Source organism: Mesorhizobium sp. P2_E6 (assembly GCF_056403835.1).
Genome location: NZ_JBFUEQ010000010.1, coordinates 175,962 through 201,307, shown reverse-complemented (window position 1 = coordinate 201,307; position 25,346 = coordinate 175,962). Strand labels below are relative to the sequence as shown.

Annotated in this window: 25 protein-coding genes and 1 pseudogene; 16 read left to right on the top strand and 10 right to left on the bottom strand. The window is 63.4% G+C overall.

What is annotated here, in order from left to right; genetic code table 11:
- Positions 1–33: 33 nt before the first annotated feature.
- Positions 34–1,869 (bottom strand): PHA/PHB synthase family protein, encoded by a 1,836-nt coding sequence (locus AC1D08_RS24565; RefSeq protein ID WP_477415938.1) that lies wholly within the window; start codon positions 1,867–1,869, stop codon positions 34–36.
- A gap of 98 nt (positions 1,870–1,967) precedes the next feature.
- Between AC1D08_RS24565 and AC1D08_RS24560 the strand changes: the two genes are divergently transcribed.
- From AC1D08_RS24560 to recJ, 8 genes are all read left to right on the top strand, one after another.
- A complete protein-coding gene (locus tag AC1D08_RS24560; RefSeq protein ID WP_457151855.1) occupies positions 1,968–2,345 on the top strand; it encodes a hypothetical protein in 378 nt (125 codons plus the stop codon).
- A gap of 59 nt (positions 2,346–2,404) precedes the next feature.
- The gene (locus AC1D08_RS24555) at positions 2,405–3,622 is read left to right on the top strand and encodes an LL-diaminopimelate aminotransferase (RefSeq protein WP_184873813.1); all 1,218 of its coding nucleotides are present in this window, start codon (positions 2,405–2,407) and stop codon (positions 3,620–3,622) included.
- Between the two features lie 46 nt (positions 3,623–3,668).
- Entirely contained in the window at positions 3,669–4,982 is a 1,314-nt protein-coding gene (locus tag AC1D08_RS24550) for a homoserine dehydrogenase (RefSeq protein WP_457151853.1), read from the top strand.
- Positions 4,983–5,119: 137 nt separating this feature from the next.
- The gene (locus AC1D08_RS24545; protein WP_457151852.1) at positions 5,120–5,476 is read left to right on the top strand and encodes a hypothetical protein; all 357 of its coding nucleotides are present in this window, start codon (positions 5,120–5,122) and stop codon (positions 5,474–5,476) included.
- Between the two features lie 63 nt (positions 5,477–5,539).
- A complete protein-coding gene (locus tag AC1D08_RS24540) occupies positions 5,540–5,707 on the top strand; it encodes a Thivi_2564 family membrane protein (RefSeq protein ID WP_095087838.1) in 168 nt (55 codons plus the stop codon).
- A gap of 203 nt (positions 5,708–5,910) precedes the next feature.
- Positions 5,911–6,894, top strand: coding sequence for a class II fructose-bisphosphatase (glpX, locus tag AC1D08_RS24535; RefSeq protein ID WP_095087840.1), 984 nt, complete (start codon positions 5,911–5,913; stop codon positions 6,892–6,894).
- Positions 6,895–6,990: 96 nt separating this feature from the next.
- A complete protein-coding gene (locus AC1D08_RS24530) occupies positions 6,991–7,215 on the top strand; it encodes a DUF6434 domain-containing protein (RefSeq protein WP_457151851.1) in 225 nt (74 codons plus the stop codon).
- A 153-nt stretch (positions 7,216–7,368) separates the two neighbouring features.
- Positions 7,369–9,153, top strand: coding sequence for a single-stranded-DNA-specific exonuclease RecJ (gene recJ / locus AC1D08_RS24525; RefSeq protein ID WP_457151850.1), 1,785 nt, complete (start codon positions 7,369–7,371; stop codon positions 9,151–9,153).
- A gap of 114 nt (positions 9,154–9,267) precedes the next feature.
- On the opposite strand, the gene AC1D08_RS24520 is transcribed toward recJ, so the two are convergent.
- The 3 genes from AC1D08_RS24520 to folE form a co-directional block, all read right to left on the bottom strand.
- Positions 9,268–10,239 (bottom strand): patatin family protein, encoded by a 972-nt coding sequence (locus tag AC1D08_RS24520; RefSeq protein ID WP_457151863.1) that lies wholly within the window; start codon positions 10,237–10,239, stop codon positions 9,268–9,270.
- 84 nt (positions 10,240–10,323) lie between these two features.
- A complete protein-coding gene (hisI, locus tag AC1D08_RS24515; protein ID WP_477415928.1) occupies positions 10,324–10,785 on the bottom strand; it encodes a phosphoribosyl-AMP cyclohydrolase in 462 nt (153 codons plus the stop codon).
- A gap of 34 nt (positions 10,786–10,819) precedes the next feature.
- On the bottom strand, positions 10,820–11,455 hold the full coding sequence (gene folE / locus AC1D08_RS24510) for a GTP cyclohydrolase I FolE (protein WP_457154069.1): 636 nt from the start codon (positions 11,453–11,455) through the stop codon (positions 10,820–10,822).
- Positions 11,456–11,693: 238 nt separating this feature from the next.
- On the opposite strand from folE, the gene AC1D08_RS24505 reads away from it, so the two are divergent.
- On the top strand, positions 11,694–12,140 hold the full coding sequence (locus AC1D08_RS24505) for an iron-sulfur cluster assembly scaffold protein (protein WP_457154068.1): 447 nt from the start codon (positions 11,694–11,696) through the stop codon (positions 12,138–12,140).
- A gap of 34 nt (positions 12,141–12,174) precedes the next feature.
- On the opposite strand, the gene AC1D08_RS24500 is transcribed toward AC1D08_RS24505, so the two are convergent.
- A complete protein-coding gene (locus tag AC1D08_RS24500) occupies positions 12,175–13,092 on the bottom strand; it encodes a LysR substrate-binding domain-containing protein (protein ID WP_457154067.1) in 918 nt (305 codons plus the stop codon).
- Positions 13,093–13,507: 415 nt separating this feature from the next.
- Between AC1D08_RS24500 and yidD the strand changes: the two genes are divergently transcribed.
- Positions 13,508–13,876, top strand: a complete 369-nt coding sequence (gene yidD, locus AC1D08_RS24495) for a membrane protein insertion efficiency factor YidD (protein ID WP_457154066.1) — start codon at positions 13,508–13,510, stop codon at positions 13,874–13,876.
- A 133-nt stretch (positions 13,877–14,009) separates the two neighbouring features.
- Positions 14,010–14,231, top strand: a pseudogene (locus AC1D08_RS24490) (class D beta-lactamase); the annotation flags it as partial.
- On the opposite strand, the gene AC1D08_RS24485 reads toward AC1D08_RS24490, so the two are convergent.
- Positions 14,206–15,054, bottom strand: a complete 849-nt coding sequence (locus AC1D08_RS24485) for an SAM-dependent methyltransferase (RefSeq protein WP_477424256.1) — start codon at positions 15,052–15,054, stop codon at positions 14,206–14,208. The pseudogene AC1D08_RS24490 and the gene AC1D08_RS24485 overlap by 26 nt on opposite strands.
- 249 nt (positions 15,055–15,303) lie before the next feature.
- Here AC1D08_RS24485 and thrS point away from each other — a divergent pair, with 249 nt between their 5' ends.
- Both thrS and AC1D08_RS24475 read left to right on the top strand, forming a co-directional pair.
- On the top strand, positions 15,304–17,280 hold the full coding sequence (thrS, locus tag AC1D08_RS24480; RefSeq protein WP_477415914.1) for a threonine--tRNA ligase: 1,977 nt from the start codon (positions 15,304–15,306) through the stop codon (positions 17,278–17,280).
- 84 nt (positions 17,281–17,364) lie between these two features.
- Complete coding sequence (locus tag AC1D08_RS24475) at positions 17,365–18,303, top strand: lysophospholipid acyltransferase family protein (RefSeq protein WP_457151899.1); 939 nt, start codon at positions 17,365–17,367, stop codon at positions 18,301–18,303.
- A 24-nt stretch (positions 18,304–18,327) separates the two neighbouring features.
- On the opposite strand, the gene AC1D08_RS24470 is transcribed toward AC1D08_RS24475, so the two are convergent.
- Positions 18,328–19,293: a hypothetical protein gene (locus tag AC1D08_RS24470; protein ID WP_457151898.1), complete on the bottom strand. Its 966-nt coding sequence runs from the start codon at positions 19,291–19,293 to the stop codon at positions 18,328–18,330.
- A gap of 157 nt (positions 19,294–19,450) precedes the next feature.
- On the opposite strand from AC1D08_RS24470, the gene AC1D08_RS24465 reads away from it, so the two are divergent.
- A complete protein-coding gene (locus AC1D08_RS24465; protein WP_457151897.1) occupies positions 19,451–20,035 on the top strand; it encodes a nitroreductase family protein in 585 nt (194 codons plus the stop codon).
- A 1-nt stretch (position 20,036) separates the two neighbouring features.
- Positions 20,037–20,645, top strand: coding sequence for a flavin reductase family protein (locus AC1D08_RS24460; protein WP_095087866.1), 609 nt, complete (start codon positions 20,037–20,039; stop codon positions 20,643–20,645).
- On the opposite strand, the gene AC1D08_RS24455 is transcribed toward AC1D08_RS24460, so the two are convergent.
- On the bottom strand, positions 20,642–21,523 hold the full coding sequence (locus tag AC1D08_RS24455; protein WP_457151896.1) for an HpcH/HpaI aldolase/citrate lyase family protein: 882 nt from the start codon (positions 21,521–21,523) through the stop codon (positions 20,642–20,644). The genes AC1D08_RS24460 and AC1D08_RS24455 overlap by 4 nt on opposite strands.
- Positions 21,523–21,975, bottom strand: coding sequence for a MaoC family dehydratase (locus AC1D08_RS24450; protein WP_095087868.1), 453 nt, complete (start codon positions 21,973–21,975; stop codon positions 21,523–21,525). Before AC1D08_RS24450 ends, AC1D08_RS24455 begins: the two co-directional genes overlap by 1 nt.
- A gap of 152 nt (positions 21,976–22,127) precedes the next feature.
- Here AC1D08_RS24450 and AC1D08_RS24445 point away from each other — a divergent pair, with 152 nt between their 5' ends.
- Positions 22,128–23,249 carry a DUF2336 domain-containing protein gene (locus AC1D08_RS24445; protein ID WP_477424254.1) on the top strand — a complete coding sequence of 374 codons (1,122 nt, stop codon included), beginning with the start codon at positions 22,128–22,130 and terminating at the stop codon, positions 23,247–23,249.
- Here AC1D08_RS24445 and AC1D08_RS24440 read toward each other — a convergent pair.
- The gene (locus AC1D08_RS24440; protein ID WP_457151894.1) at positions 23,246–25,312 is read right to left on the bottom strand and encodes an FUSC family protein; all 2,067 of its coding nucleotides are present in this window, start codon (positions 25,310–25,312) and stop codon (positions 23,246–23,248) included. The two genes, AC1D08_RS24445 and AC1D08_RS24440, sit on opposite strands and share 4 nt — an antisense overlap.
- Between the last annotated feature and the right edge of the window lie 34 nt (positions 25,313–25,346).

Here is a 25,346-nt window from a genome sequence, read left to right as displayed (position 1 = left end):
CCGGTCCGTCAACTCACCAGACATTACAGTCCGTTACACACGCACTTTCACATAGGTGCCGGGGGCATCGCCCAAGGTTTTCATATGCTTGCCGGGTTTGCGGGCCGGAACGCGGGTGTTGTCCTTGGCCTCTATCCAGCTTTGCCAGTGCGGCCACCACGATCCGGGATGGTCGGTGGCCTTGGCTATCCACTCACCGAAGTCGCCCGTAGGCGTCCCTCCGGTCCAGTACTGGTATTTGTTGGATGCCGGCGGATTGACGACCCCGGCAATATGGCCCGACCCCGCCATGACGTATTCGACCTTGCCGCCGAAGTATTTCGAGCCGAGGAACACCGAAAGCGCCGGCGCGATGTGATCTTCCTTGGAGGCGAGGTTGTAGATCGGGATGGTGATATCGCCGAGCGAGACCGTGTGGCCCGCCAGTTCCATCATGCCTTGCGAGAGGTTGTTCTCCAGGTAGCAGTTGCGCAGATAGAACGAATGATTGGCCGCGCCCATGCGGGTGGAATCGGCATTCCAGTAAAGCAGGTCGAAGGGCAGGGGATCCTTGCCGCGCATGTAGTTGTTGACGACATAGGGCCAGATCAGGTCGCCCGAACGCAGCATGTTGAAGGCGGTCGCCATCTTGGTGCCGTCGAGGTAGCCCTTTTCGCTCATCGACTTTTCCACCGCCGCGACCTGCTCTTCGTCGACGAACACTTTCAGGTCGCCGGCATAGGTGAAGTCGACCTGCGTGGTGAAGAACGTGGCCGACTTGATGCGGTCGTCGCCTTCCCGCGCCATCAGCGCCAGTGCCGCCGCCAAAAGCGTGCCGCCGACGCAATAGCCGATCGCGTTGACGTCCCGTTCGCCGGTGGCCTTCTCGACCGTGTCGAGGCCGTATTGCAGGCCCTCGCGAATATAGGCTTCCCAGCCCTTAGTGCCGTGGCGCTCGTCCGGGTTGATCCAGGAGATGACGAAGACGGTGTGGCCCTGTTCGATCGCCCAGCGGATGAAGGATTTCTGCGGGTTGAGATCAAGGATGTAGAACTTGTTGATCCATGGCGGGCAGATCAGCAGCGGTCGCTTGAGCACCGTTTCGGTCGCCGGATCGTACTGGATGATCTCGGCGACGTCGCTGCGGCCAACTACCTTGCCGGGGGTGGTGGCGATGTTCCGGCCGATCTCGAAGGGCGAGTAGTCGGCCTGGCGCAGCTTCAGGTCGCCCTTGCCGGCGGCGATGTCCTCGGCCAGCATCTTCATGCCGCGCACCAGGTTCTCGCCGTTCGACGCGACGGTTTCGCGAAACAGTTCCGGGTTGGTCAGGATGAAATTCGACGGCGAGATGGCGTTGGCCACCTGCTTGACGTAGAAGCCGGCCTTGTGGCGGGTGTGCTCGTCCAGACCGTCGGCGTGCTCGACCAGATCGGCCGCCCAGCGCGAGGTGACGAGATAGGCCTGCTTGAGAAAATCGAAGAAGGCGTTGCGGCCCCATTCGGGATCGAGGAAGCGCTTGTCGCCACGTTCCGGCTTCACGGCATCTTCGGTGGCTTCCGCGGCGTTGCTGGTGCGCTGAATGGCGTTGGCCCAGACAGTCATGTAGCCGGAGAACAGCCGCGTCTGCGCTTCCAGCGCGCGCTGCGGATCGGACAGCCAGTATTCGCTGAGCTTGGAGAAGGTCTTCACCATGTCGACGACAGGCTCGGCGACGTGATCGCGCACATCGCCTTTTTCGCGTGGCTCGGCCCATGCGGAGGCCGCTTTGCCGGCCTGCTCGATCATGCGCGCCATGTTCAGGGCGAAGCGTTCCGGGTCCTTCACCAGATATTGCTCGACGGTCGAAGGCTCGTCATCTTCCGCTTTGCCCGAATCGGGTGTCTTGGACATGGTTCGCGGGGTTCCTCCCGAAGCGTTTTCTTGACATATTAACATGGGACATCCGACGGGGTCCAATCTCGCTCTACCGCGGCTGCCAAGGAAACAATATGACGATTAACATTGGCGAGACTGTTTTTTTCGGCGCCGGACGTTTTTGCCGCATTGGCGCGGCAATCGTCCTCATTGGGATTGCCGGCTGTTCCAGCACCAGCGGCCCGGTGCCTGTGACGGGGGCGAAGGATACCGGCACCTTTCCGAACCTGAACATCAAGCCGCAGGTGGCGGCGCCGCAGTTCACCGACGCCGAGAAGAACGCCAAGCTCGCGCAATTGAAGGCCGATGAGAGCGCGCAGGCGGCAAAGAACGGCAAGCCCGACGTGGCCGACCAGGCGGCGCTCACGGATCTTGCCAAAAAGCATGGCGACGAAACGCTGAAGCAGATCGAAGGCAAATGCGATCCCGCCCTCGACCCTACCTGCAAATAAGTATATAGCGCGCGCCCAAAGCCCTTAGATATCTGGCCCCTTTGCTGTCTGGAACTGCCATGGAAGAATTTCACAAGGTTCGCCGGCTTCCGCCTTACGTCTTCGAGCAGGTCAACCGGCTCAAGGCCAGCGCCCGTTCGCGCGGCGCCGACATCATCGACCTCGGCATGGGCAATCCGGATCTGCCGACACCCAAGGCCATCGTCGACAAACTGTGCGAGGTCGTGCGCGATCCGCGTACGCATCGTTATTCCTCGTCGCGCGGCATTCCGGGCCTGCGCCGCGCCCAGGCCGCGTACTATGGCAGGCGCTTCGGCGTGAAGCTCAACCCCGACACGCAGGTGGTGGCGACGCTCGGCTCGAAAGAGGGCTTCGCCAACATGGCACAGGCGATCACTGCGCCTGGCGACGTGATCCTGTGCCCCAACCCGACCTATCCGATCCACGCCTTCGGCTTCATCATGTCGGGCGGCGTCATCCGCTCGCTGCAGGTCGAGCCGGACGACGGCTTCATCCCGGCGCTCGAGCGCGGCGTCCGCCACTCGATCCCGAAGCCGCTGGCGCTGATCCTCAACTATCCGTCGAACCCGACGGCACTGGTCGCTTCGCTCGATTTCTACAAGGACGTCGTCGCCTTCGCCAAGAAGAACGACATCATCATCCTGTCCGACCTTGCCTATTCGGAGATCTATTTCGACGGCAATCCGCCGCCGTCGGTGCTGCAGGTGCCGGGCGCCATCGACGTCTGTGTCGAATTCACCTCGATGTCCAAGACCTTCTCCATGCCCGGCTGGCGCATGGGCTTTGCGGTCGGCAACGAACGGCTGATCTCGGCGCTGACCCGGGTGAAATCCTATCTCGACTACGGCGCCTTCACGCCGATCCAGGTGGCGGCGGCACACGCGCTCAACGGTGACGGCGCCGACATTGCCGAGGTGCGCGACATCTACCACAAGCGCCGCGACGTGATGGTCGATGCCTTCGGACGCGCCGGCTGGACCATTCCGGCCCCCGCGGCATCGATGTTTGCCTGGGCGCCGATCCCGGAGCCGTTCCGTCATCTCGGCTCGCTCGAATTCTCCAAGCTGCTCATCGAACACGCCGACGTGGCGGTGGCGCCCGGTGTCGGCTTCGGCGAACATGGCGACGATTTCGTGCGCGTGGCGCTGGTCGAGAATGAGCACCGGATCCGGCAAGCGGCGCGCAACATCAAGCGCTTCCTATCGGCCAGCGCCAAGCAACCCAACAATGTGGTGCCGCTTTCCGCTCACCGGTAAGTTTGCCGCAGACAATTTCGATCTGACTTGAGGGACGTCGCCGGCCATGGCTGAAGCATTGCGTGTTGGAATTGCCGGTCTTGGCACGGTTGGCGCGTCCGTGGCGCGCGTGCTGCGCGACAAGGCGGCGGAACTGACCCGGCAATGCGGGCGCGACATCGTCGTCACTGCGGTTTCGGCGCGTGACCAGAAACGCGATCGCGGCGTCGATGTCAGCTCGGCAAAGTGGTTCGACGATCCGGTCAAGATGGCGCAGACAGCCGAAATCGACGTGTTCGTCGAACTGATCGGCGGCGATGAGGGGCCGGCGCGGTCGTCGGTGAAGGCGGCACTCGAAGCCAGCCTTCATGTCGTCACCGCTAACAAGGCGCTGCTGGCCAAGCATGGCGTGGCGCTGGCCGAGATCGCCGAGAAGCGCGGCGTGCTGCTCAACTATGAGGCGGCGGTAGCGGGCGGCATTCCCGTCATCAAGACCATGCGCGAGGCGATGGCCGGCAATTCGGTCAACCGCGTGTTCGGCATCCTCAATGGCACCTGCAACTACATCCTGACCCGCATGGAGGCCGAGGGCATCTCGTTCGACGCCTGCCTGAAGGACGCGCAGCGGCTCGGCTATGCCGAGGCCGATCCGACCTTCGACATCGAGGGCCACGACACCGCGCACAAGCTGTCGATCCTGACCAGCCTTGCCTTCGGCACAAAAATCGCTGCCAACGACATCTACATGGAAGGCATTTCCAACATCACCCAGGCCGACATCCGCGCGGCCGGCGATCTCGGCTACCGGATCAAGCTGCTGGGCGTTGCCCAGCGCACCGACAGTGGCATCGAGCAGCGTGTGCACCCGACCATGGTGCCGACCGCCTCGGTCATCGCGCAGGTGCACGGCGTCACCAATGCGGTGGCGATCGAGACCGACATATTGGGCGAACTGCTGCTCTCCGGCCCCGGCGCCGGCGGCAACGCCACGGCCTCGGCCGTCATCGGCGACATTGCCGACATCGCCAAGAGCCGGCCCGGCTTCCAACATGGTCCGGTCTTCGGCCGGCCGGCGAAGGAGCTGAAACCCTACAAGAAGGCGCAGATGCGCAGCCATGCCGGCGGCTATTTCATCCGGCTGACCGTGCATGACCGCATCGGCGTCTTTGCCGCGATCGCCAAGCGCATGGCCGACAACGACATTTCGCTGGAATCGATCGTCCAGCACGCGGTCAACGGCGAGGCGGCGGCGCAGAAGACGGTAATCCTGGTGACGCACGAGACGACCGAGGCCGCCGTACGCAAAGCCGTCGACGGCATCACCAAGGATGGCCATCTGACCGACAAGCCGCAGGTCATCCGCATCGAGCGGGCAGGGTAGCTTCTCTCTTCAGGTCGCCGCGCGGGACAGGAATCCCGCCGGTATTGCGCGTCGGTCTGGTGGCAAGCAGCCACGACCGACCGGAACGAATTCGCTTGGGCGCCGTTTCCTTGGTCAGCAACCAAAGGAACCGCTTCATGGCCGATACCAACAAGTCCGACAGCCCTCACATCGACGACATCCAGAAGACGCTGGAAAAGCAGATCGCCGAACTGCGCAAGGAGATCACCAAGATCAACAAGAGCATTTCGGCGCGGGGCGCGGAAATGCTCGACGACGCCAGCGAGCAGGCTTCGGATTTGTACGATACAGCCGCGGCCCGCGCGTCGCGAACCGCACAACAGTTGCGCAGCCAGGCGCAGGCGGTGTCGGATGTCGCGCGCGAAAATCCTGGTACGACGACGGCTGTGATCGGCGTGATCGGCCTGCTCGGCTTTCTTGCCGGCCTCGCCATTGGCCAGTCGATGAACGACAACTCGCGCCGCTGGTATTGACCGCGGAGTGATGGAGCCGGCCTTGCCGGCTCATTTTCAGCATTTTATTGCCAGGAGGGCACCATGGCTTCATCGATGTTGATCAGCATCCTGATCACGTTCCTCGTCATCATCCTCGTTCTCTATCTGGTTCAGCGCTTGCCGCTGGACGCCCGGATGAGACAGATCGCCCAGATCATCGTCATCATCATCGGCATCATTTCACTGCTCAAATACCTTGCGGTTTTCTAGGCCGCAGCGGCTCGATTTTCCACTTTACAAGCCGGCCCGGTTCTTTACGACCGGGCCGGCCTCGTTTCAAGAATGCGGTTTAATCGATTGATATTGCTGGCTATTCGACAAAAATCCCGTGAGGTCTTGCCGTTGTCATGCTCGTTTGACAAAAGAGACGCGCCTCCGGCGGGAGGCCGCATATCAACGAGGAAAATTGCCAGATGAACGTGGCCCAGAACATTGTCGCCGGCCTTGACCGGATACTCACCATGGAGCTGGTGCGCGTCACGGAACGCGCCGCCGTCGCGGCCGCCAGGCTGCGCGGGCGTGGCGACGAAAAGGCGGCCGACCAGGTCGCCGTCGATGCCATGCGCCAGGAGCTCAACCGGCTTGCCATCAGGGGCACGGTGGTGATCGGCGAGGGCGAGCGGGACGAGGCGCCGATGCTCTATATCGGCGAGGAAGTCGGCTCGGGCAAAGGCCCGGCGGTCGATATTGCGCTCGATCCGCTCGAAGGCACGACGATCTGCGCCAAGAACCTGCCCAATGCGCTCGCCGTCATCGCGATCGCCGAGAAGGGCAGCCTGCTGTTTGCGCCCGACGTCTACATGGACAAGATCGCCATCGGTCCGGGCTATGCCGACGGCGTCATCGATATCGATGCCTCGCCGGCCGACAACATCGCCAGCCTCGCCCGCGCCAAGGGCGTCGCGGTGTCGGACATCACCGCCTGTATCCTCGACCGGCCACGCCACACCAAGCTGATCGACGCCGTACGGGCCACGGGTGCCGCGATCCGGCTGATCGGCGATGGCGACGTCGCCGGCGTCATCCACACCACCGATCCCGATGAAACCGGCATCGATATCTATCTCGGCACCGGTGGCGCACCGGAGGGCGTGCTGGCAGCGGCGGCGTTGCGCTGCACCGGCGGGCAGATGCAGGGCCGGCTGATCCTCGACACGCCGGAAAAGGTGGCACGCGCCGCGAAGATGGGTATTTCCGATCCGAAGCGGGTCTATCGGACGGAAGACATGGCGCGCGGCGACGTGCTGTTTGCGGCCACCGGTGTCACTGACGGCAACATGCTTGCCGGCGTCAAGTTCGGCCGCAACACCATCACCACCCACACGATCGTGCTGCGCTCGTCGTCGCGGACGGTGCGCGAGATCAAGGCCAGGCACCAGGATCTGGATAAGTTCTAGCTTTCTTCCCGTTGTTGGCTTGGGCGCTTGCGGACCAGCATCGCAGTTGTTAGCCCTGTGGCTGCGTCGGATGACGCTGGCCGCAAGGATTTGAGGATGAAACCGTTCGACTGGCATGCGGATGCGATTTCGCGTGCCACCGCTGTCACGAAGTCCTATCGCAACACACAGAACGTGCGCCGCTTTTTCACCCGCGAATGTGGCGATGCGTTCAGGTTCGACCGGCCGTTCATGGCCTGGCTCAAGGACGGTGTGTACAAGACCATGGGCGATGCGGCCGACGAATGGCTTCGGCGCCAGGCTGAAAAGCGGAAAGCGTAGTTTTCTTGGCATCTCCCGCGACGGCGCATCACCGCGAACCGCTTGGCTTTGCCTGCTTTAGGCTGTTGCCTGTGCATGTCGTTGTCCCAAAACCGCTGCGCACTTTTAGGCGACATGCACTATCCTGCGGCCAACCATGAGTTGGCAAACCGCATGACCGGCGACAAACGCCTCTTCCTCGATGTCAGGCAATCGGCTACCGGGGTTTCCTGGGAGCACCGGCTGACCGAGCGGCAGGACATGGTCGCGCTCGCCATCGCGCAAGGCCACGGCGTGCCCGACATCGTCGCGCGGGTGCTTGCCGGTCGCGGTGTCACCGCCGAGCAGACCGAGCGGTTTCTCGATCCGACGATCCGTGACCTGTTGCCGGATCCGGCGTCGCTGACCGACATGGACAAGGCGGCGGCCCGCATCGCGGCTGCGGTGATGGCCAGGGAAAAGGTGGCGATCTTCGGCGACTACGATGTCGACGGCGCTGCCTCGTCGGCCTTGCTGAAACGGTTCCTGGCGCATTTCTCGGTACCGTCGGAAATCTACATCCCTGACCGTATTTTCGAGGGTTATGGTCCCAATCCGGATGCGATGCGCGAACTGGTTTCGCGTGGCGCGACGCTGATCGTCACTGTCGATTGCGGCACCAACAGCGCCGTTTCCATCGACGCCGCCAATGCAGCCGGCGCCGATGTCGTCGTGCTCGACCACCATCAGGTCGGCGGTGCCTTGCCGGCGGCAGTTGCCGTCGTCAATCCCAACCGCGATGACGACCTTTCCGGACAGGGCCATCTCTGCGCCGCCGGCGTGGTCTTCCTCGCCCTTGTGCAGACGGCCAAGATCCTGCGCGGGCGGACAGTAGATGCCACGCCGCCGGACCTGCTTTCCCTGCTCGATCTCACCGCACTTGCCACCGTCTGTGACGTGGTGCCGCTGATCGGCGTCAACCGTGCTTTCGTGGTCAAGGGACTGCAGATGGCGCGCCAGCAGAAGAACGAAGGGCTGGCTGCACTTGCACGGGTGTCGCGCATCGGCGAGCCGATTAGCACCTTCCATCTCGCCTATCTGATCGGCCCGCGCATCAATGCCGGCGGGCGCATCGGCGATGCCGCGCTTGGCAGTCGCCTGCTTGCCACCGACGATCCGGTCGAGGCCCGCACCATTGCTGAGACGCTCGACCGGCTAAACCAGGAACGGCAGATGATGGAGCAGGAGATGCTGGCGGCAGCCCGCACCGAGGCCGATGCCGAACTTGCCGGCGGCAACGGCCCGGCCATTGTCGTCACCGCCAGCAACAACTGGCACCCGGGCATTGTTGGCCTGCTCGCTTCACGGCTGAAGGATCATGCGCGCCGGCCGGCCTTCGCCATCGCCTTCAATGCCAGCGGCACAGGTACCGGCTCGGGCCGCTCCGTATCGGGCTTCGACCTCGGCCGGCTGGTGCGCGAGGCGGCCGATGCCGGGCTGATTATCAAGGGCGGCGGCCACGGCATGGCGGCCGGCATCACAGTGGAGCGGGCGAAGCTTGGCGAGCTCAGGGCGTTTTTCGAAGAGCGAGCGGCGGCCGACGTGTTCCGCCTGCAAGGCGAGGAAAGCCTGGCGATCGATGGGGCGCTTGCCGCCGAAGGCGCGACGCTCGGCCTTCTCGACGCGCTGGAGAAAGCCGGCCCATTCGGCGCCGGGCATGCAGCGCCGGTCTTCGTGCTGCCGCGTCACCGGCTTGCTGATGCGCGGCCGGTTGGCACTAACCACATACGCGTCGAGCTGCAGTCGGAAAGTGGCGGCCGTATCCAGGCGATCGCCTTTCGCGCCGTCGATACCGCACTTGGAGAATTCCTGTTCAAGAACCGGGGCAAGACCGTGCATGTCGCCGGCTCGCTGTCGGGCAATTACTGGAACGGCAACCGCACGGTGCAGTTTCGCATCATCGACGCGGCGCGTGCGTAAGGTCACCGTGGGGCGGCCTAGCTAGGATCGAATTTGCTTCCGAAATTCGCCTGGCGCCATTCGTGTTGGTCGGCGCGCGTCAAGAGCCTGTTTCCTTGCCTTGGAAGACATGAATCAGGCGAGAACGGACTGCAGGCGGGTCAGTTCGCCGATCTGCGCCATCGTTGCCTGATAGCCGAGGCTGATCGCCTCGTCGGCGCGGTGGAATTCGGTCAGGCCGATATGGCTGAGCTTCGGCTGCAGCGACATGTCGGGCGGATCGCCGGCAAGCCTGGCGCGCGAGATGCGGTCCTGGATGATGTTGAAGGCCTCGACCATGACGCCGGTGATGCCGAGCCGCGTCTGATGCGAATGGTGCTCGGGATCGACCCGGCCCGGCCGCGGCGCATCCTTTTCGATGACCAGCTCGCCGGCGCTGTGCTTGATGACGGCGGCGCGGCCGAACAGGTCATAGTGAAGATTGACCGCCACCACGAGCGGCTGCTCATAGGCGCGGCAGACCGAAACCGGCACCGGGTTGACCAGCGCACCGTCGACCAGCACGCGGCCGTTGCAATTCACCGGCTCGAACACGCCGGGCAGCGCATAGGAGGCGCGCATCGCGGTGATCAATGAGCCGCTCGACAGCCAGATTTCGTGGCCGGTGCGAATTTCGGAGGTGACTGCGACGAACGGTTTGGCCAGGTCCTCGAAACGAATGCCAGCCATGTGCTCGCGCAGCCGGGCGTCGAGCTTCATGCCGCCGAACAGGCCACTGCCGCGCAGGTTGAGATCGAGCAGGCCAAAAATGCGTCGTTTGGTCAGGCTGCGGGCGAATTCTTCCAGTTCGTCCAGTTTGCCTGAGAGATAGCAGCCGCCGACCAGCGCGCCGATCGACGTGCCGGCGATCATCGACACTTCGATGCCGGCTTCATCGAGCGCGCGCAGCACGCCGATATGCGCCCAGCCTCTGGCGCACCCGCCGCCTAGGGCGAGCGAAATACCGGTTTTTCTTGGTGGTTTTGTTTCGGATGCGCCGCCCGACGAGGACAGGCCATTGGCCTCCCTGACATCTGGTTTGTTACGCAATGACGCCCACTCGAGCATCATGATCTCCCTTGTCCCACGGCTAATATAAGGGCGGGCCGTATCGAAATGGTGAATCTATGTGACTTGGGTCAGGCAGAAGGTTCAAGCTGATGGTTTCCGATACGTGGTTTCCGCATCGAACAACGGCTTGCTGCCGTCGTCAACAAGCGTCCCCTTGCCGTCGACCAGCCCCACCGTCCGATAAAAGCATGAACGTCGGCCCGTGTGACAGGTTGCGTCGTGGCCCAACACTTTGACGCGCAGCCACAATGCATCCTGATCGCAATCGGTACGCATCTCGACGACATGCTGGAAATTGCCTGACGTTTCGCCCTTTTTCCACAGCGCGCTGCGTGAGCGTGACCAGTAGTGGGCGATGCCTGTCTCCAGGGTCAGCGCCAGCGCTTGCGCATTCATGTGCGCAACCATCAGCAGCACACCGTCTTCGGCGTCGGTGACGACGACCGTGACGAGGCCGGCTGCGTCGAAGCGCGGTGAAAACACCGCGCCTTCCTCCAACGTTTTCTTGTCCGAGGGAGCTTTCGGAAATTCCAGTGCCGACATCGCCGGTCCTTATCTAGCGATATTGGCTAGGGGCTTAAGCCCCGCCGCCGCGCACCATTGTGACGAAACGAACCTGCTCTTCGGGCGTGTCCTTGAAGACGCCGGTGAAGGTCGAGGTGAGGGTGGTTGAGCCCTGCTTGCGGATGCCGCGCATGGCCATGCACATGTGCTCGGCCTCGATCATCACGGCGACGCCGCGCGGATTGAGCACATCCTGGATGACGCCGGCGATCTGCGCCGTCAGCGCCTCCTGGGTCTGCAGGCGATGGGCAAAGATATCGACCACACGCGCGATCTTGGACAGGCCGACGACCTTGCCGTCCGGCAGGTAGCCGACATGCGCCTTGCCGATGATCGGCACCATGTGGTGTTCGCAATGCGAGTGGAACTGGATATCCTTGACGATGACCAGGTCGTCATAGCCGGCGACCTCCTCGAAGGTGCGACCGAGTTCTTCCGACGGGCACATGTCGTAGCCGCCGAACATTTCGCGGAAGGCCTTGGCCACCCGCTTCGGCGTGTCGACCAGCCCTTCGCGGTCCGGATTGTCGCCGGTCCAGCGCAAAAGCGTGTGCACGGCGGCCTCGACTTCGGCTTCGCTCGGCCGGTCGGTGACCGGCTTCTCCATATAGGCTGACTGGGGCATGAGCTTCTTGATGACGGCATCCATAAAGGCGTCTCCCGTAGTCCCTCTCGGTGGAGGAACGAGTTGAACGGACCACGACCTTTCGGTGTCAGAAACTTGCCCGGTTTCCAGCCCGTAAGTGGCGTGAACTTCCCGGCAAGGACACTGGCTTTCGTTGTCTTGTCGATACCGGACTGCCAGCATTATATAAGGTCATGACGAGCGAAAGGAAGACACGACAGCGGCAATCGCTGTTCGCTTGGCGGCGACGGATTGGAAAATAATGATCGACGACGTCTATAATGCGAAAATTCTCGGTTTTGCCGGAAACATCGCCCGCATCGGCCGCCTCGACCATCCTGACGCGACTGCAAAGGCGCATTCCAAACTGTGCGGCTCGACCGTCACCGTCGACCTCACGATGGAGGACGGCGTGGTCACCGACTTCGCCCACGACGTGAAGGCCTGTGCGCTCGGCCAGGCGTCATCCTCGATCATGGCCCAGCACGTCGTCGGCGCGAGCGCCGAGGAATTGCGCGCGGTGCGCGACACCATGCTCAAGATGCTGAAGGAAAATGGCGCCCCGCCTGACGGCCGCTTCGCGGACCTGAAATATCTGGAACCGGTACGCGACTACAAGGCGCGGCACGCCTCGACCATGCTGACCTTCGACGCCGTGGTCGACGCGATCGGCCAGATCGAGAAGAAGCGCGCCGAAGAAGCGGCCTGAAGGCAAGTAGCAGGAGCCTGGACCAGGAACCGGCTCAAACCCGCGCTTCCAGCGCCCGTCTGCTTTCGGCAAATTCGCTTCGTATCCAGTCGGCGAACGCGGCGGCTGGCTCCGAGAGATCGCGCAAGCTCCTGGCCACCAGCCAGTACGCGCCGGATGCGACGTCGATGTCGAACGGCTTGATCAGCGCGCCGGATGCGATTTCTCCACCGATCTGCAAGAGATCGCCCAGCGCCACGCCGTGCCCGAGCAGGGCAGCCTGCCTTGAAAGCGACGTATCCGCCAGGATAGGACCGCGCGCGGGCACGGCATCGGCGGGAACGCCAGCCGCTTCGAACCAGCGCGCCCAACCTTGACGGTTCTCCTCGTGCAAAAGCGTGTAGCGGCCAAGGTCAATCGGCTTCTCGAGGGCAGGGCCAGAGGCGAGCAATGCCGGCGACAGCACCGGTGAATCGGCTGTCGAGGCAAGTCGCTCGGCTTCGCTGCGTGGCCACGAAGTGGCATGCGCGCTGAAGCGCAAGGCCAGTTCGGGCTGATCGCCGCGGAAATCGATCGGCCTTATATCCACTTCGAGAGAAACGTCGATATCGGGCCGCAATTCGCGAAACCGATTGAGCCGGGGTACCAACCACATGGATGCAAGCGATGGCTCGACACTGACGCGAACCACGGACTGCGCCGGCGTCGCCACCAGTTCCCCAAGCAAGGTGTCGATGGCGTCGAAACTTCTGACGAGCTGATCCAGCAGTCGGCGGCCGGTGTCGGTCAGTTCGACGCGGCGATGGTGACGTTCGAACAAGGGCCGGCGCAGGAAGATTTCGAGCTCGCGGATCTGCCGGCTGATCGCCGCCTGCGAAACGAAAAGCTCTTCGGCGGCCTTGCTGAAGCTCAGATGCCGGCCTGCCGCCTCGAAGCTCCTCAATGCCGTCAGCGGCAGGCGTCCGCGCTTCATTCGCATAACCCAGGATTATCCGAAGTGGAAATTATACTCGTTTGAAGGCGAAGGCCAGCAGCGGTCTAATCAGCGTCAAAGGAGACACGGTCATGATCCAGATCTTGAGCATCTTTGGCGATGTCATGCGGATCGTAACGTTCCAATGGCGTGACGGCAGACCGCATGCAAAGCGCTGCGAAGAGCCGGTCAGTCCTGTTCGGTGGGCGCCTTCGGCTGGCCGGCAGCCGTTTCGCCGTTCCCGACCCTGATGGCATGGCGAGTGGGCAAAAGGGATTGCGTTCTCCAGCCGAAGCCCACATCTATCGCGTGGGAAACGCGATTGTATCGAGCATGATCTGTGGACAAACAGTTTTGGTTTGTCCGAGAGAACCGGTTCCCTCTTTCGGGATCATGCTCTGGAGCGGAGACTGCGGTGGGCCACCAGCATGGGCATATTGCCGGAGCGCCAAAGGGTGGCCGCAACTGGGCCGGCCCGTGGCGCAAGACCCCCGGCCGGCTCCTGGGCACGTCGCTTGTGCGCCTGTACCAGCTGACGTTGTCGGGCTTTGTCGGCAATTCCTGCCGGCACCTGCCGACCTGCTCCGAATATGCGCATGAGGCGATCGCCCGCCATGGCCTGTGGGCCGGCGGCTGGATGGGATTTTTCCGGGTGCTGCGCTGTGGGCCCTTCGGGACGCATGGCATCGACCTTGTGCCGGAGGTGCTGGCGGATCGCTACGTCTGGTTCGCACCCTGGCGGTATTGGCGGATCGGCAACAAGCGCGGCCGGGCGCAGGGCTGATCGAGGTGCCAAGCTTTGTGTTTACGATCCGGTAGGGTTAACGCGAAGCTGCACAAACACTGCGCATTTGAGACAAAATCGAGACAAGAGACCTCGCTAAGCCGCTTGCGAACCCCTCTGGAGCGAGCATCAAATGCGTAATTTCGACCGTCTTCCCTTCATCCTTGCCGGAATCCTGTTCCTGCTCGCCTGGCTGCTGGGATTTCCGCTGCGCGCGCAATCGGCGCCGCTTGGGGACGTGCAGTGTACGCTGATCCTCGACGCCGCGAGCGGCAAGACGCTTCACCATGATGGTGTGTGCGACCAGAGGTTCAGCCCGGCTTCGACGTTCAGGGGGCCGCTGTCGCCGATCGGCGCGCGCGGATGATGTGGCCGCCGGAGTTGGTTGGCGCTCGCCTTGGTGCCCTGGAAAAACGGGCGGCGATATCGCTGCTTTCGAGATCTTCGATTTCATCGAATCCAAGGTCGAGGAGTGACTTCGTCAGTTCGCCAGGGACGAAAAAGCTGATCCACGGCTCGCCGACAGAGGCGACGCGTGCCGCGTAGAAAGCCAGGGCGGCCTGTCCGGCCGCATCGCGATTCTCATACGGTTCGCTGTAGTCGAACACCACCTCCGAACCCGGGGTGGTGGCGATGTAGGACAGCGTGCTGAAGATCGCGCCTTTCGTCAGGTATGGCACGACCCCCAGCCAAATGAAGAAGCTTGGCTCGGTCGACTTCAAGCCGGCCAATGCCAGTTCCTCGGACAGACGCTGCCGCTCGAAATTGACCGGCACGAATGTGGTGGTGGGCGGTTCGGCAAGACCGGCATCGGCGATGCACCTGCGTTTCCAGGCTTGGGTTGCCGGATGATCGACCTCGAACACCAAGAGATCCGGGTACGGATTGCGCAGCGAAAACGTGTCGAGGCCGGCACCGAGCACGACGAGCTGGCGGATGCCACGACGCACCGCCGCCGCCAGCCAATCCTCGGCAATGCGGGCGCGCGCCACCACGAACAGGCGCATACGCTGGCTGTGGGCATCCTCTTGCGCAAGCTGTTGCTCGACGGGAGCACCTTCACCGAGAATCGCAATCGCGTATGGGTCGCGAAACAGCGCCGCCTCTGGTGAAACCTGATGGAGAGCCCTCAAGCGTGCGACGCGCAGGGCGGTTCGGCTGGGGGATGCGTCTTCCATGTCGGGGATTCCAAGCCATGCCGGCGATGTTCGCAAGCCTTGACGACCGGCCTTCGACATCTCTGGCGACATTTCCTGACGGCCAGGTCAATCAGCGCTCTTTACCTGGCGCGGCGCTGCCTCTAAAACCCGCCCGCCGCCGGACGCATCCGGCTTTACCCCCATGCATGTCGCCCAAAGCGTTGCACACTCTGAACGACATGCAGTTGACCACCCGCGCTCGTTTGCGGGACTGGATAGGAGAACCCCATGCTGAATTCCGTTTCCCTGACATTTCCTGATGGCTCCGTCCGCGAATACGACGCGGCGATGACCGGTGCCGGGCTTGCCGAATCGATCTCGAAATCGCTGGCCAAGAAGGCGGTCGCCTACAGTATCGACGGCGTCGTGCGCGACCTCAGTGATCCGCTGGGCAAGTCCGGCAAGGTCGAGATCGTCACCCGCGACGATCCGCGCGCACTGGAGCTCATCCGCCATGACACCGCACATGTGCTGGCGGAAGCCGTGCAGGAATTGTGGCCGGGGACGCAGGTGACCATCGGCCCGGTGATCGAGAACGGCTTCTATTATGATTTCGCCCGCAACGAGCCTTTCACGCCCGACGATTTCCCGGTGATCGAGAAGAAGATGCGCGAGATCATTGCGCGCAACAAGCCGTTCACCAAGGAAGTCTGGTCGCGCGACAAGGCGAAAAAAGTGTTTGCCGACAAGGGCGAGCGCTACAAGCTGGAACTGATCGACGCCATTCCCGAGGACCAGGATCTCAAGATCTATGCGCAAGGCGATTGGTTCGACCTCTGCCGTGGGCCGCACATGGCCTCGACGGGGCAGATCGGCAATGCCTTTAAGCTGATGAAGGTGGCCGGCGCCTATTGGCGCGGAGACAGCAACAACCCGATGCTGACGCGCATCTACGGCACGGCCTGGGCCGACCAGGCGCAGCTCGAGGCCTACCAGACGATGCTGGAGGAGGCGGAGAAGCGCGACCACCGGAAACTCGGCCGCGAGATGGACCTGTTCCATTTCCAGGAAGAGGGGCCGGGCGTCGTCTTCTGGCACGCCAAGGGCTGGAAGATGTTCCAGAACCTGGTCAACTACATGCGGCGCCGGCTCGACGAACAGGGCTATCAGGAGGTCAACGCGCCGCAGGTGCTCGACAAGAGCCTGTGGGAGACCTCTGGCCACTGGGGCTGGTACCGCGACGCCATGTTCAAGGTCACGGTTGCCGGTGACGATACCGACGACGACCGCGTCTTCGCACTGAAGCCGATGAACTGTCCGGGCCATGTGCAGATTTTCAAGCATGGGTTGAAGTCTTATCGCGATCTGCCCGTAAAACTTGCGGAATTCGGCAATGTGCATCGCTACGAGCCATCCGGCGCGCTGCATGGGCTGATGCGCGTGCGCGGCTTCACGCAGGACGATGCGCATATCTTCTGCACCGAGGAACAGCTGGCGTCGGAGTGCCTGCGCATCAACGATCTGATCCTGTCGACCTATGCCGATTTCGGTTTCGACGAGATCAGCGTCAAGCTGTCGACGCGGCCCGACAAGCGCGTAGGCACCGACGAGGCGTGGGACCACGCCGAGGCGATCATGGGCAGCGTGCTGGAGACGATCAGGACGCAGTCCGGCAATCGCATCAAGACCTCGATCAACCCGGGCGAGGGCGCCTTCTACGGGCCGAAATTCGAGTATGTGCTTAAGGATGCCATCGGCCGCGAATGGCAGTGCGGCACGACGCAGGTCGACTTCAACCTGCCGGAGCGTTTTGGCGCCTTCTACATCGGCTCGGATTCGGAGAAGAAGCAACCTGTCATGGTGCATCGCGCCATCTGCGGGTCGATGGAGCGCTTTCTCGGCATCCTGATCGAGAACTATTCCGGTCATTTCCCGCTGTGGTTCGCCCCGCTGCAGGTGGTGGTGGCGACGATCACGTCGGACGCCGACGATTATGCGACCGAGGTGGTGGCAAAGCTCAAGGCCGCCGGATTGTTGGCGGAAGCGGATTTGCGCAACGAGAAGATCAACTACAAGGTCCGCGAACACTCGCTGGCCAAGGTTCCGGTGATCCTCGTCTGCGGCAAGCGCGAGGCGGAGGAGCAGACGGTCAACATGCGCCGGCTGGGCTCGCGCGACCAGGAATCGCTCGGCCTCGCCCAAGCGATCGCGCAATTGACTGAAGAAGCGGTCACGCCGGACCGCAGGCGCAAGCGCGCTGCCTGATCTGCGTGGTCCAGACGACATGGCGGTGGAGCGATCCACCGCCATTTTCATATCCCTGTCATGCCAACCTTGTAACGAGCCCTTATGCTCAAGCTGAAATTGCGCGAACGGTCCTTTCCCGAGCTTTCCTATGCCAATCCGCGCCAGCCGGCGCTGACGCGCTGGTTCATTCATTCGGTCGAGGGCCTGTCGGGTCGCGACCGTTACACCGCGCTTTATGATTTCTGGCGCCGCCAGGTCGTGCCGTCCGGCGAGCGCGTTTTCAACCGCATGCTCGACGTGATCGACGTCCGGGTGCGGACAGCGGATCAATGGCCGCCCGCGCAATTGCCGGATACACCGCTGGTGATCGTCGCCAACCATCCGTTCGGCATTGGCGACGGCATCGCCGTGCTGTCGCTGGCGGAGCAGCTGGGGCGGCCGTTCCGGGTGATGATCCACAAGGATCTGCTCAAGATCCGCGAGATGGAGCCCTATTCGCTGCCGATCGACTTTTCCGAGACCAAGGACGCGCTGAAGAACAACATGGCCGTGCGCCACGAGGCGGTGCGGCTTTTGAAAGAGGGCGTCACCATCGTGGTGTTTCCGGCCGGTGGCGTCGCCACCGCGCCCAAGGGCTTTGGCCGGGCACGCGACCTGCCGTGGAAGATGTTTCCGGCCCGTCTCGTCCAGGACGCCAAGGCGTCTGTCATTCCGATGCATTTTTCCGGGCAGAACGGCCGGCTGTTCCATCTGGTCAGTGGCCCGATGAACATGGCCGAGAGCGATGGCCGCCTGGCGAAATTCGTCGGCAAGGCGTCGCTGACGCTGCGCACGTCGCTGCTCATCCGCGAATTCGCGCGATTGTCCGGCAAGGCGATCGAGGTCCGCGTCGGTGATGTGCTAAGCTGGAGCGAGCTGGAGCCACTGCGCGACCGCAAGGCATTGCTCGACCGCCTTTATCGCGGCGTCTTCGACCTGGCGCCAATCGTGGCGCGTCGCCGGCTTCCGTTCCTGCCGGCACGGACCAAGCTGGCGGCCTGAAGTCGGCAAGCCCGCGGCGGAAGGTTAATCAGCACCTTCTTCGGGATCAATCGCCGCGGCCTCGGTGGCCAGAACCTCGATTTCCTGATTCTGTCCGGCAACGACCGTAAAATCCTTCTGGTAGATGCGGTCGCGGTTCTTGGCGATGATGGTGTAGTCGCCCTCGGCGAGCACCATCGAGGCGAAGGCGCCGACGGATTCCTTGATCGGATCGCCGGATTCGTTGAGCAGCGACCAGGACGTGTCGGCGATCGCCTCGCCACCGGTTTCGCGCACCAGCTTCATCGTGATCTCGGCGGCATGATGCTCGACGGTGGCTTCGGTCAGCTTGCCGGCCTCGACGCGGATGTCGGAGCGAATGACCGCGTTGACCGCGCCATAGGTCGAGACGACATGGTAGGTGCCGGCGTTGAGCCGCACGACACTGTTGGGTTCGACATCGGGTATGATCAGCGCGCGCTCGCCATTCGGCGCGGCGGTGCCTTCGTAGATCGAGAAGCGCAGGTTCTTCGGTGGAATGCGCACCCCGCCGGACAGAACCGCGTCGAGCTTGAGGCCGCCGGCGTCGAGCACGAGGCTTTCGCGCTTGGCGTCCTTGCCGACAACGGTGATGCGTTTGGTGGCGCCGGCCCGGCCATAGGAGGCATGAACCAGGTAACTGCCGGGTTCGAGCTGGAAGACGGCGGTGCCGCCATGCGCGGAGGCCACCATCGGCAATTTGCCGTTGACGGCCTCGGGCTTGAAGACGCGCCAGACGATGCCGCGGGTGATGTCGGCGCCCTTGTCTGTCAATTGGGCGGACAGGGTAATGGCGCCGCCGCTGCCGAGCGCCAGCGACCTCTCACCTTTCGGCGTCGCGTAGCTCGAAATTCCGGGAAGCTTGAGATTGCTAACGCCATCCGCGGTCTGTGCCATGGCGAGCGAAACCGGCGCCATGAACAGCAAGGCGACCAACCAGACCAGGAAAAGACGCAGTGTCCCCTCAAACATGCCTTGCGTTGAAGCCCATGGCGGTGGCAATTTCAAGGCTTAAGAGTCCAACCGATACGACTCTTCCGTCCGGCGCGCCCGCGCTATTGCCCGAGCCGCCCGAATTCCCGATGGTGCGCTCCAGCTCAAAACAGAGTGTTTTAGGAGACTTGCGCCCATGGCGTCGCCGATCATCGACTTCCTGCTGACCCGGAACTCCGCACCGATCCCCGATTTGAAGGAGCCGGCGCCGAGCGATGCGGAGATCGCGACGATGATCACAGCTGCCTCGCGGGTGCCCGACCATGGCAGGCTGGAACCCTGGCGCTTCATCCTCTATCGCGGCGACGCCCGCATCGAGATCGGCAGGCAACTGGCAGCACTTGCCGAGCAGCGGGAGGGGCCGTTGCCGGAAGGCCGCCGCAACCAGGAACTGGCGCGGTTCTCGCGTGCGCCGCTGGTGATCGGCGTGGTGTCGATCCCCAGGGAGAATCCAAAGATCCCGCAATGGGAGATGTTCCTGTCGGGCGGCATGGCGGCGATGAACCTGATGATGTCAGCCAATGCTTTGGGCTATGGTACCAATATGATCAGCAACTGGTATTCGGATGTGCCCGAGGGTAGGGCGCTGCTGGGGCTGGCGCCGCAGGAGCGCGTCATTGGCTTCGTCCATATCGGCTCCTATACCGGCCCGGCGCCGGAGCGGCCCCGGCCCGATCCGGCGAAGCTCTATGCCGATTATTCGGGGCCGTGGGCGGGCTGAGATGTTCTACGAACCTTCAAAGGGCCACGGGCTGCCGCACGATCCTTCCAAGGCGATCGTGGCGCCGCGTCCGATCGGCTGGATATCGACGCTGAACGGGGCCGGCGAGATCAATCTCGCGCCATACTCGTTCTTCAATGCCGTTTCGACGCGGCCCTTCATCGTCTGGTTTTCCTCCGAAGGTGAAAAGGACAGCGCCACCTTCGCCCAGGAAACCGGCGAGTTTGTCGCCAATCTGGTCAGCCGCGATCTCGCCGAGAAGATGAACCGCACGTCCGTCGACGCGCCGCGCGGCGTCAATGAGTTCGCCTATGCAGAGCTTGCCATGGCGCCGTCACGCCTCGTCGCGCCGCCGCGCGTGGCGGCAGCACCGGCCGCGCTCGAATGCCGGGTGACGGAAGTCTTTCGCCCAAAGGCGCTGGACGGATCGGCGACGAGCGCTGTCGTCGTCGCCGGCGAAGTGGTCGGCGTGTACATCGACGATGCCTTCCTGACGGATGGCCTGTTCGATATCACCAAGGCCGGCAATGTCGCTCGTCTCGGCTACATGGACTATGCGAGCGTCAACGAGGTGTTTCCGATGCGTCGGCCGCGCTGGAACAAGGACTAGGCTGAAATCCCGGCCGCCTTGGCCCGCGCCAGAAGCCTTTCGGCCAGTCGCAGATGCGGGCGGTCGACCATCTTGCCGTCGATGCCGACGACGCCGGGATTTCCCGCAGCCGCGAAAGCCGCGACGATTGCCGCCGATTGTCTCAAGGCTTCGGCCGAAGGCGTGAAAGCTGCGTTGATGACGGGCACCTGATCGGGGTGGATCGCCATCTTGCCGGTGAAGCCGTCGCGTTCGGCCTCGGCGCATTCCGCTTCGAAGGCCGCCATGTCGCGAAAATTCGGGAAGACGGTGTCGATCGCCGCAACCTCCGCCGCACCCGCGGCAAGGATGGTCATGGTGCGGGCCAGGCGGAACACGTCGGTGTAGCCGCCGCGCTCGTCGCGGGCCGTGCGCGCGCCGATCGCCGCCGACAGATCCTCGGCGCCCCAGGTGAGACCGGCAAGCCGTGCGCTTGTCCCGGCATAGGTGGCCGCCGCCAGCACGCCTGCCGGGGTTTCGGTAATGATCGGAAGGATTTTGATCGCGCCGTCGGCAAGGCCACTTTCGGCCTCGTGAACCCTGAGCTTTGCCGAGAGATGCTGCACATCCAGGCCGCTGTTCGATTTTGGCAGCATGATGCCGTCGGGCCCGGCTGAAACAACAGCAGCCAGATCGTCATCCGTCATGCCGGTCGACAGATCGTTGACGCGCACATAGATCACTGAGCTGGTTTGCGCCCTACGCTCGGAGATGAAGCGCGCCGCGATTTCGCGCGCCAGCGCCTTGTTCTGCGGCGCCACTGAATCCTCAAGATCGACGATGACCACGTCGGCGCCGGCGCCAAAACCATTTTCCAGCTTCCGCTCGGAATCACCGGGGACGAACAGCAGCGAACGCATCAGCCCGCCTTCTTCAGCATCATCGCTTGCCTCGTGCATTTGGCGACGAGATCGCCGTTCTGATTGTAGGCCCGATGCTCGAATTCAACGATGCCGCGGTCGGGCTTCGACTTGGATTCGCGCACCGAAATCACCGTCGTTTCGACACGGATGGTATCGCCATGGAAGACCGGGTGCGGAAACACCGTTTCCTTCATGCCGAGATTGGCGACCGTGGTGCCGACGGTGATGTCGTTGACCGAGATGCCGATCATCAGGCCGAGCGTGAACAGCGAGTTGACGAGCGGCTTGCCCCATTCGCTCTTGGCGGCAAAATCGAAGTCGATATGCAGCGGCTGTGGGTTCAGCGTCATCACCGAAAACAGCATGTTGTCGCTCTCGGTGACGGTCTTGCGCAGCGTGTGCTGGAAGACATGGCCGACGACGAACTCTTCCAAATAAAGCCCGGCCATCTCCCGCTCCTCTACTGCCTGTGGGGTTGATAGGCGCTGCATTCAGGGCTCGCAAGCCAGTTAATGAACATGGTGAACCGTTCGTAAACCTTTTCTGCCTACCGTCTGCATGGGGCCAGGAGCGTTCTGGCAAGGGGCGTAAGCAGGCGGCAATGGTTGTTTCGCATTTTTTGAGATGGATTTGCACCGCCAGGGTCTCGGAGCGCGCCGCCGCGGCCAATGCGCTGGCTCGGGCCTACGTCAATTCCGACCTGCCTTTCGAGGACCGCTGCGCTGCCGAGGCGGCGCTGACGCTGTTGCTTGACGACGCTTCGTCGAAGGTGCGGCTGGCGATCGCCGAAGCGCTGTCGATGAGCCAGCACGCGCCGTTGCAGATCATCAGCGCGCTGGCCTCCGATCAGCCGGAAGTCGCCGGCGTGGTGCTGGCACGTTCGCCGCTGCTTACCGACGCCGATCTGATCAACCGCGTGGCCAGCAGCCCGAAGGTGACGCAGAAATTGATCGCCGACCGGCCGTTCGTTTCGATGGCGCTGTCGGCGGCCATCGCCGAGATCGGCGAGGCGGAAGCCTGCGCCGTGTTGCTCGCCAACAGCGGCGCCGACATCGCCTCGCTCAGCTTCCGCCGCATGGCCGAACGCCACGGCCATCTGCCCCTGGTGCGCGAAGCCCTGATATCGGATGCCCGCCTGCCTGCCGACTGCCGGCACATGCTGCTCGTCAAACTCGGCGAGATGCTGAAAACGTCGCCGCTGGTCATGGCCTTGATGGGCGCGGCGCGAGCCGATCGCGTCATGCGCGACGCCTGCGTCAAGGCTTCGGTGACGCTGATCGAAGGCACGCGCCAGGAAGAACATCCTGCGCTGATCGAGCATCTCAGGCTGCGCGGCGACCTCACCGCGAGCTTCCTCATCCGCACCATCACGCATGGCAAGGTCGATTTCTTCGGCTCGGCGCTGGTCGCGCTCAGCCAGCAATCCGAACAAAGGGTGAGGGCGCTGCTGGCCGGCGGGCACGATGTGGCCTTGCAGGCGCTGTTTCGCAGCGCCGGCCTTGCCGCCGTCACGCATGCCATCGTCCTGCGCGCGCTGAAAATCTGGCGCGAGGTGGCCAACGGCAAGCGTGTCGCCGGAGTTCAGGAGGTCAGCTGGCTGATGCTGAAGGAATTGGGCGGACAGTCAGCACAAAGCGATCTCGCCACGCTGGTCAAGTCGATCCATCTCGATGCGCTGCGTGAGAATGCGCGGGGGCACGCGCTGGCGATCGCCGCGGCCTAGCCTTTATCCCTCGCGAAGAAATCGGGAAAATCTTCCATCGCCGCGGCAATGATGCGCAGCGATGCCGCGATCTGCAGCATCTCGCCGGTGGCGTTGCGCTGCGCTATGCTCGTCGCATACTGCCGGGCGACGGCGACGGTCGACGTTTGCGGATCGCCGGGTGCGTGGAAGAGCAGTTCCCGCGCCAGCCCCCTCAGAAAGTTGGCGATCGAAAGCGCGGTCTCGGATGGGATGGCATGGCCCTGGCTTGCGTCGCGCAGCCGCAGGACTTCCAAGCCGACGGTGACGGCGGCGACGCCGCCGCCCAGAACCGCATCACCTTTCCTGCCGGCATTCTGCACCAGCGGCATCAGCTGGTTGATGCGGTCATAGGCGAGGCTCTCGAAGGCTGAACGCCTCGGCACGCGCTCATGTAGGCAAAGCCGCGCCAGATCTTCGCGCATGGCGCGCACGATGCGGTTGGCCGCAAGCCACGGATCGGCGGGCAGCACGAGGATGAAGACACCGATAGCCAGCAGGATGCCGACCAGGACCGACGCCGAACCTGCGAAGAACGGGGCGGGATCGTAGGCCATCGCCTGGTGCGGACTGAGGAAGGCGAGGAAGTTGATGGCGAAGGCCGTCGCCACGCCGACATGGCGCGGATTGGCCATGGCGAGCGCCGTCGGCACCAGGATCGGCACGACAAGCAGCATGAACCAGCCGAAGCCGGGCAAAGCGGGCAATGCGACCTGACCGACGAGAAAGGCAAAGGGAAGCGCCAGCAGCGTTCCCTTGAAGAAGCCCCAGGACACTTGCACGGGGTCGGGGCGAGCGGCGAACAGGCTCGACACGACGGCAACGAGAATGACCGTGCCTGCGGTTTCCGACCATTTCGTCGTCAGCCAGAAGGCCGTGACCAGCAAGGTGGCAAGGGCAGCGCGCACGGCATTGCGCGATGCGCCGGCGTAGTCACGGTGCACCACCAGCGCGGGTTGCCTGCTGCCCCGGGCAAGACGGGTGACAGGCGCGCGCAAAGCGTCGAGGCCGCGCAGCACCTGCTTGAGCGCCTCGGCGAAATCGGCGGCGATGGTGAGGCGAGTGATGGTGCCGACCCTGTCGTCGCCCTGATCGGCCGAGGCATCGGGCATTTGCCGGGCCTTCACCGAGATCGCGTCGAGCCGGGCCACCCAGGGTGCGGTGTCGTCCAGCGCGCCGGGTTTGGCGGCCAGTTCGCTGACAAGGGCCTGCAACTCCGAGCGCACCGGAATGAGTGCTGCGTTCTTCGGGGCGGCGTGCGAATGCAGCGCGCGCGCCGCCGACAGGGCCGAGAGCAGTTGCCCGATGGTGCGCCGGACCGGATGGGCGCGCGGCGCGAAGCTCGCCGTTTCGAGCCTGGCGTAGGCGCGCATCTCGCCAAGCGTCTGGGTGTCGGCGACCAGCTTTCGGTGCAGGCCCGACAGGATCGCCGGATCGCCGCCGGAGAATGCGCCGCCGGCATAGGTGGCAAGATCGAGGATGCAGCGTTTCAACCGCGAGATGATGGCGTCGCTGGCCAGTTTGGGCAAGATCAGCCGGCTGGTCAGGCCGGCGCAGACAATGCCAAGCATGATTTCGGCACAGCGCGCGACCGCGAGGTCGACGACGACGTGCGGCTGTCCGAAGGCAGGCAGGCCGATGATCATCGCGGTGTACCCGGCAAGGGCGGCACCATAGGCTTCGGGATTGCGCAGCAGCGACGAGACGAAGGTGCAGATGCCGATCCAGACGGCAAGCACCGTCACCAGCACCCAGGGGCTGGTGCCGAAGATCGTGGTGATGCCGATCGCCGCTATGCCGCCGGCAAGCGTGCCGAGCAGCCGGTAGAAGCCCTTCGCCAGCACCATGCCGGCGACGGGCTGGGCGACGATGAACACCGTCATCATGGCCCATTGCGGGTGGTCGAGCTCAAGGGCGTAGGCGACCAGAAGCGCGATCAGGCCGGCCGAAACGGTGCGCAGCGAGAAAATCCAGTCCGAACGCGTCGGTTGCGTCAGCCCGGCCAAACTGGTCTCGAAATAGCCTTTCAGCCGCGCCCAGATCACATGCCGGTCTCCGCAAGTCGAGCCTGTTATGGAC

Bases quoted from the DNA above. Each gene is read 5' to 3' on its own strand.
- AC1D08_RS24565 (WP_477415938.1), bottom strand. From the start codon at position 1,869: ATGTCCAAGACACCCGATTCGGGCAAAGCGGAAGATGACGAGCCTTCG.
- AC1D08_RS24560 (WP_457151855.1), top strand. From the start codon at position 1,968: ATGACGATTAACATTGGCGAGACTGTTTTTTTCGGCGCCGGACGTTTT.
- AC1D08_RS24555 (WP_184873813.1), top strand. From the start codon at position 2,405: ATGGAAGAATTTCACAAGGTTCGCCGGCTTCCGCCTTACGTCTTCGAG.
- AC1D08_RS24550 (WP_457151853.1), top strand. From the start codon at position 3,669: ATGGCTGAAGCATTGCGTGTTGGAATTGCCGGTCTTGGCACGGTTGGC.
- AC1D08_RS24545 (WP_457151852.1), top strand. From the start codon at position 5,120: ATGGCCGATACCAACAAGTCCGACAGCCCTCACATCGACGACATCCAG.
- AC1D08_RS24540 (WP_095087838.1), top strand. From the start codon at position 5,540: ATGGCTTCATCGATGTTGATCAGCATCCTGATCACGTTCCTCGTCATC.
- glpX (WP_095087840.1), top strand. From the start codon at position 5,911: ATGAACGTGGCCCAGAACATTGTCGCCGGCCTTGACCGGATACTCACC.
- AC1D08_RS24530 (WP_457151851.1), top strand. From the start codon at position 6,991: ATGAAACCGTTCGACTGGCATGCGGATGCGATTTCGCGTGCCACCGCT.
- recJ (WP_457151850.1), top strand. From the start codon at position 7,369: ATGACCGGCGACAAACGCCTCTTCCTCGATGTCAGGCAATCGGCTACC.
- AC1D08_RS24520 (WP_457151863.1), bottom strand. From the start codon at position 10,239: ATGCTCGAGTGGGCGTCATTGCGTAACAAACCAGATGTCAGGGAGGCC.
- hisI (WP_477415928.1), bottom strand. From the start codon at position 10,785: ATGTCGGCACTGGAATTTCCGAAAGCTCCCTCGGACAAGAAAACGTTG.
- folE (WP_457154069.1), bottom strand. From the start codon at position 11,455: ATGGATGCCGTCATCAAGAAGCTCATGCCCCAGTCAGCCTATATGGAG.
- AC1D08_RS24505 (WP_457154068.1), top strand. From the start codon at position 11,694: ATGATCGACGACGTCTATAATGCGAAAATTCTCGGTTTTGCCGGAAAC.
- AC1D08_RS24500 (WP_457154067.1), bottom strand. From the start codon at position 13,092: ATGAAGCGCGGACGCCTGCCGCTGACGGCATTGAGGAGCTTCGAGGCG.
- AC1D08_RS24485 (WP_477424256.1), bottom strand. From the start codon at position 15,054: ATGGAAGACGCATCCCCCAGCCGAACCGCCCTGCGCGTCGCACGCTTG.
- thrS (WP_477415914.1), top strand. From the start codon at position 15,304: ATGCTGAATTCCGTTTCCCTGACATTTCCTGATGGCTCCGTCCGCGAA.
- AC1D08_RS24475 (WP_457151899.1), top strand. From the start codon at position 17,365: ATGCTCAAGCTGAAATTGCGCGAACGGTCCTTTCCCGAGCTTTCCTAT.
- AC1D08_RS24470 (WP_457151898.1), bottom strand. From the start codon at position 19,293: ATGTTTGAGGGGACACTGCGTCTTTTCCTGGTCTGGTTGGTCGCCTTG.
- AC1D08_RS24465 (WP_457151897.1), top strand. From the start codon at position 19,451: ATGGCGTCGCCGATCATCGACTTCCTGCTGACCCGGAACTCCGCACCG.
- AC1D08_RS24460 (WP_095087866.1), top strand. From the start codon at position 20,037: ATGTTCTACGAACCTTCAAAGGGCCACGGGCTGCCGCACGATCCTTCC.
- AC1D08_RS24455 (WP_457151896.1), bottom strand. From the start codon at position 21,523: ATGCGTTCGCTGCTGTTCGTCCCCGGTGATTCCGAGCGGAAGCTGGAA.
- AC1D08_RS24450 (WP_095087868.1), bottom strand. From the start codon at position 21,975: ATGGCCGGGCTTTATTTGGAAGAGTTCGTCGTCGGCCATGTCTTCCAG.
- AC1D08_RS24445 (WP_477424254.1), top strand. From the start codon at position 22,128: ATGGTTGTTTCGCATTTTTTGAGATGGATTTGCACCGCCAGGGTCTCG.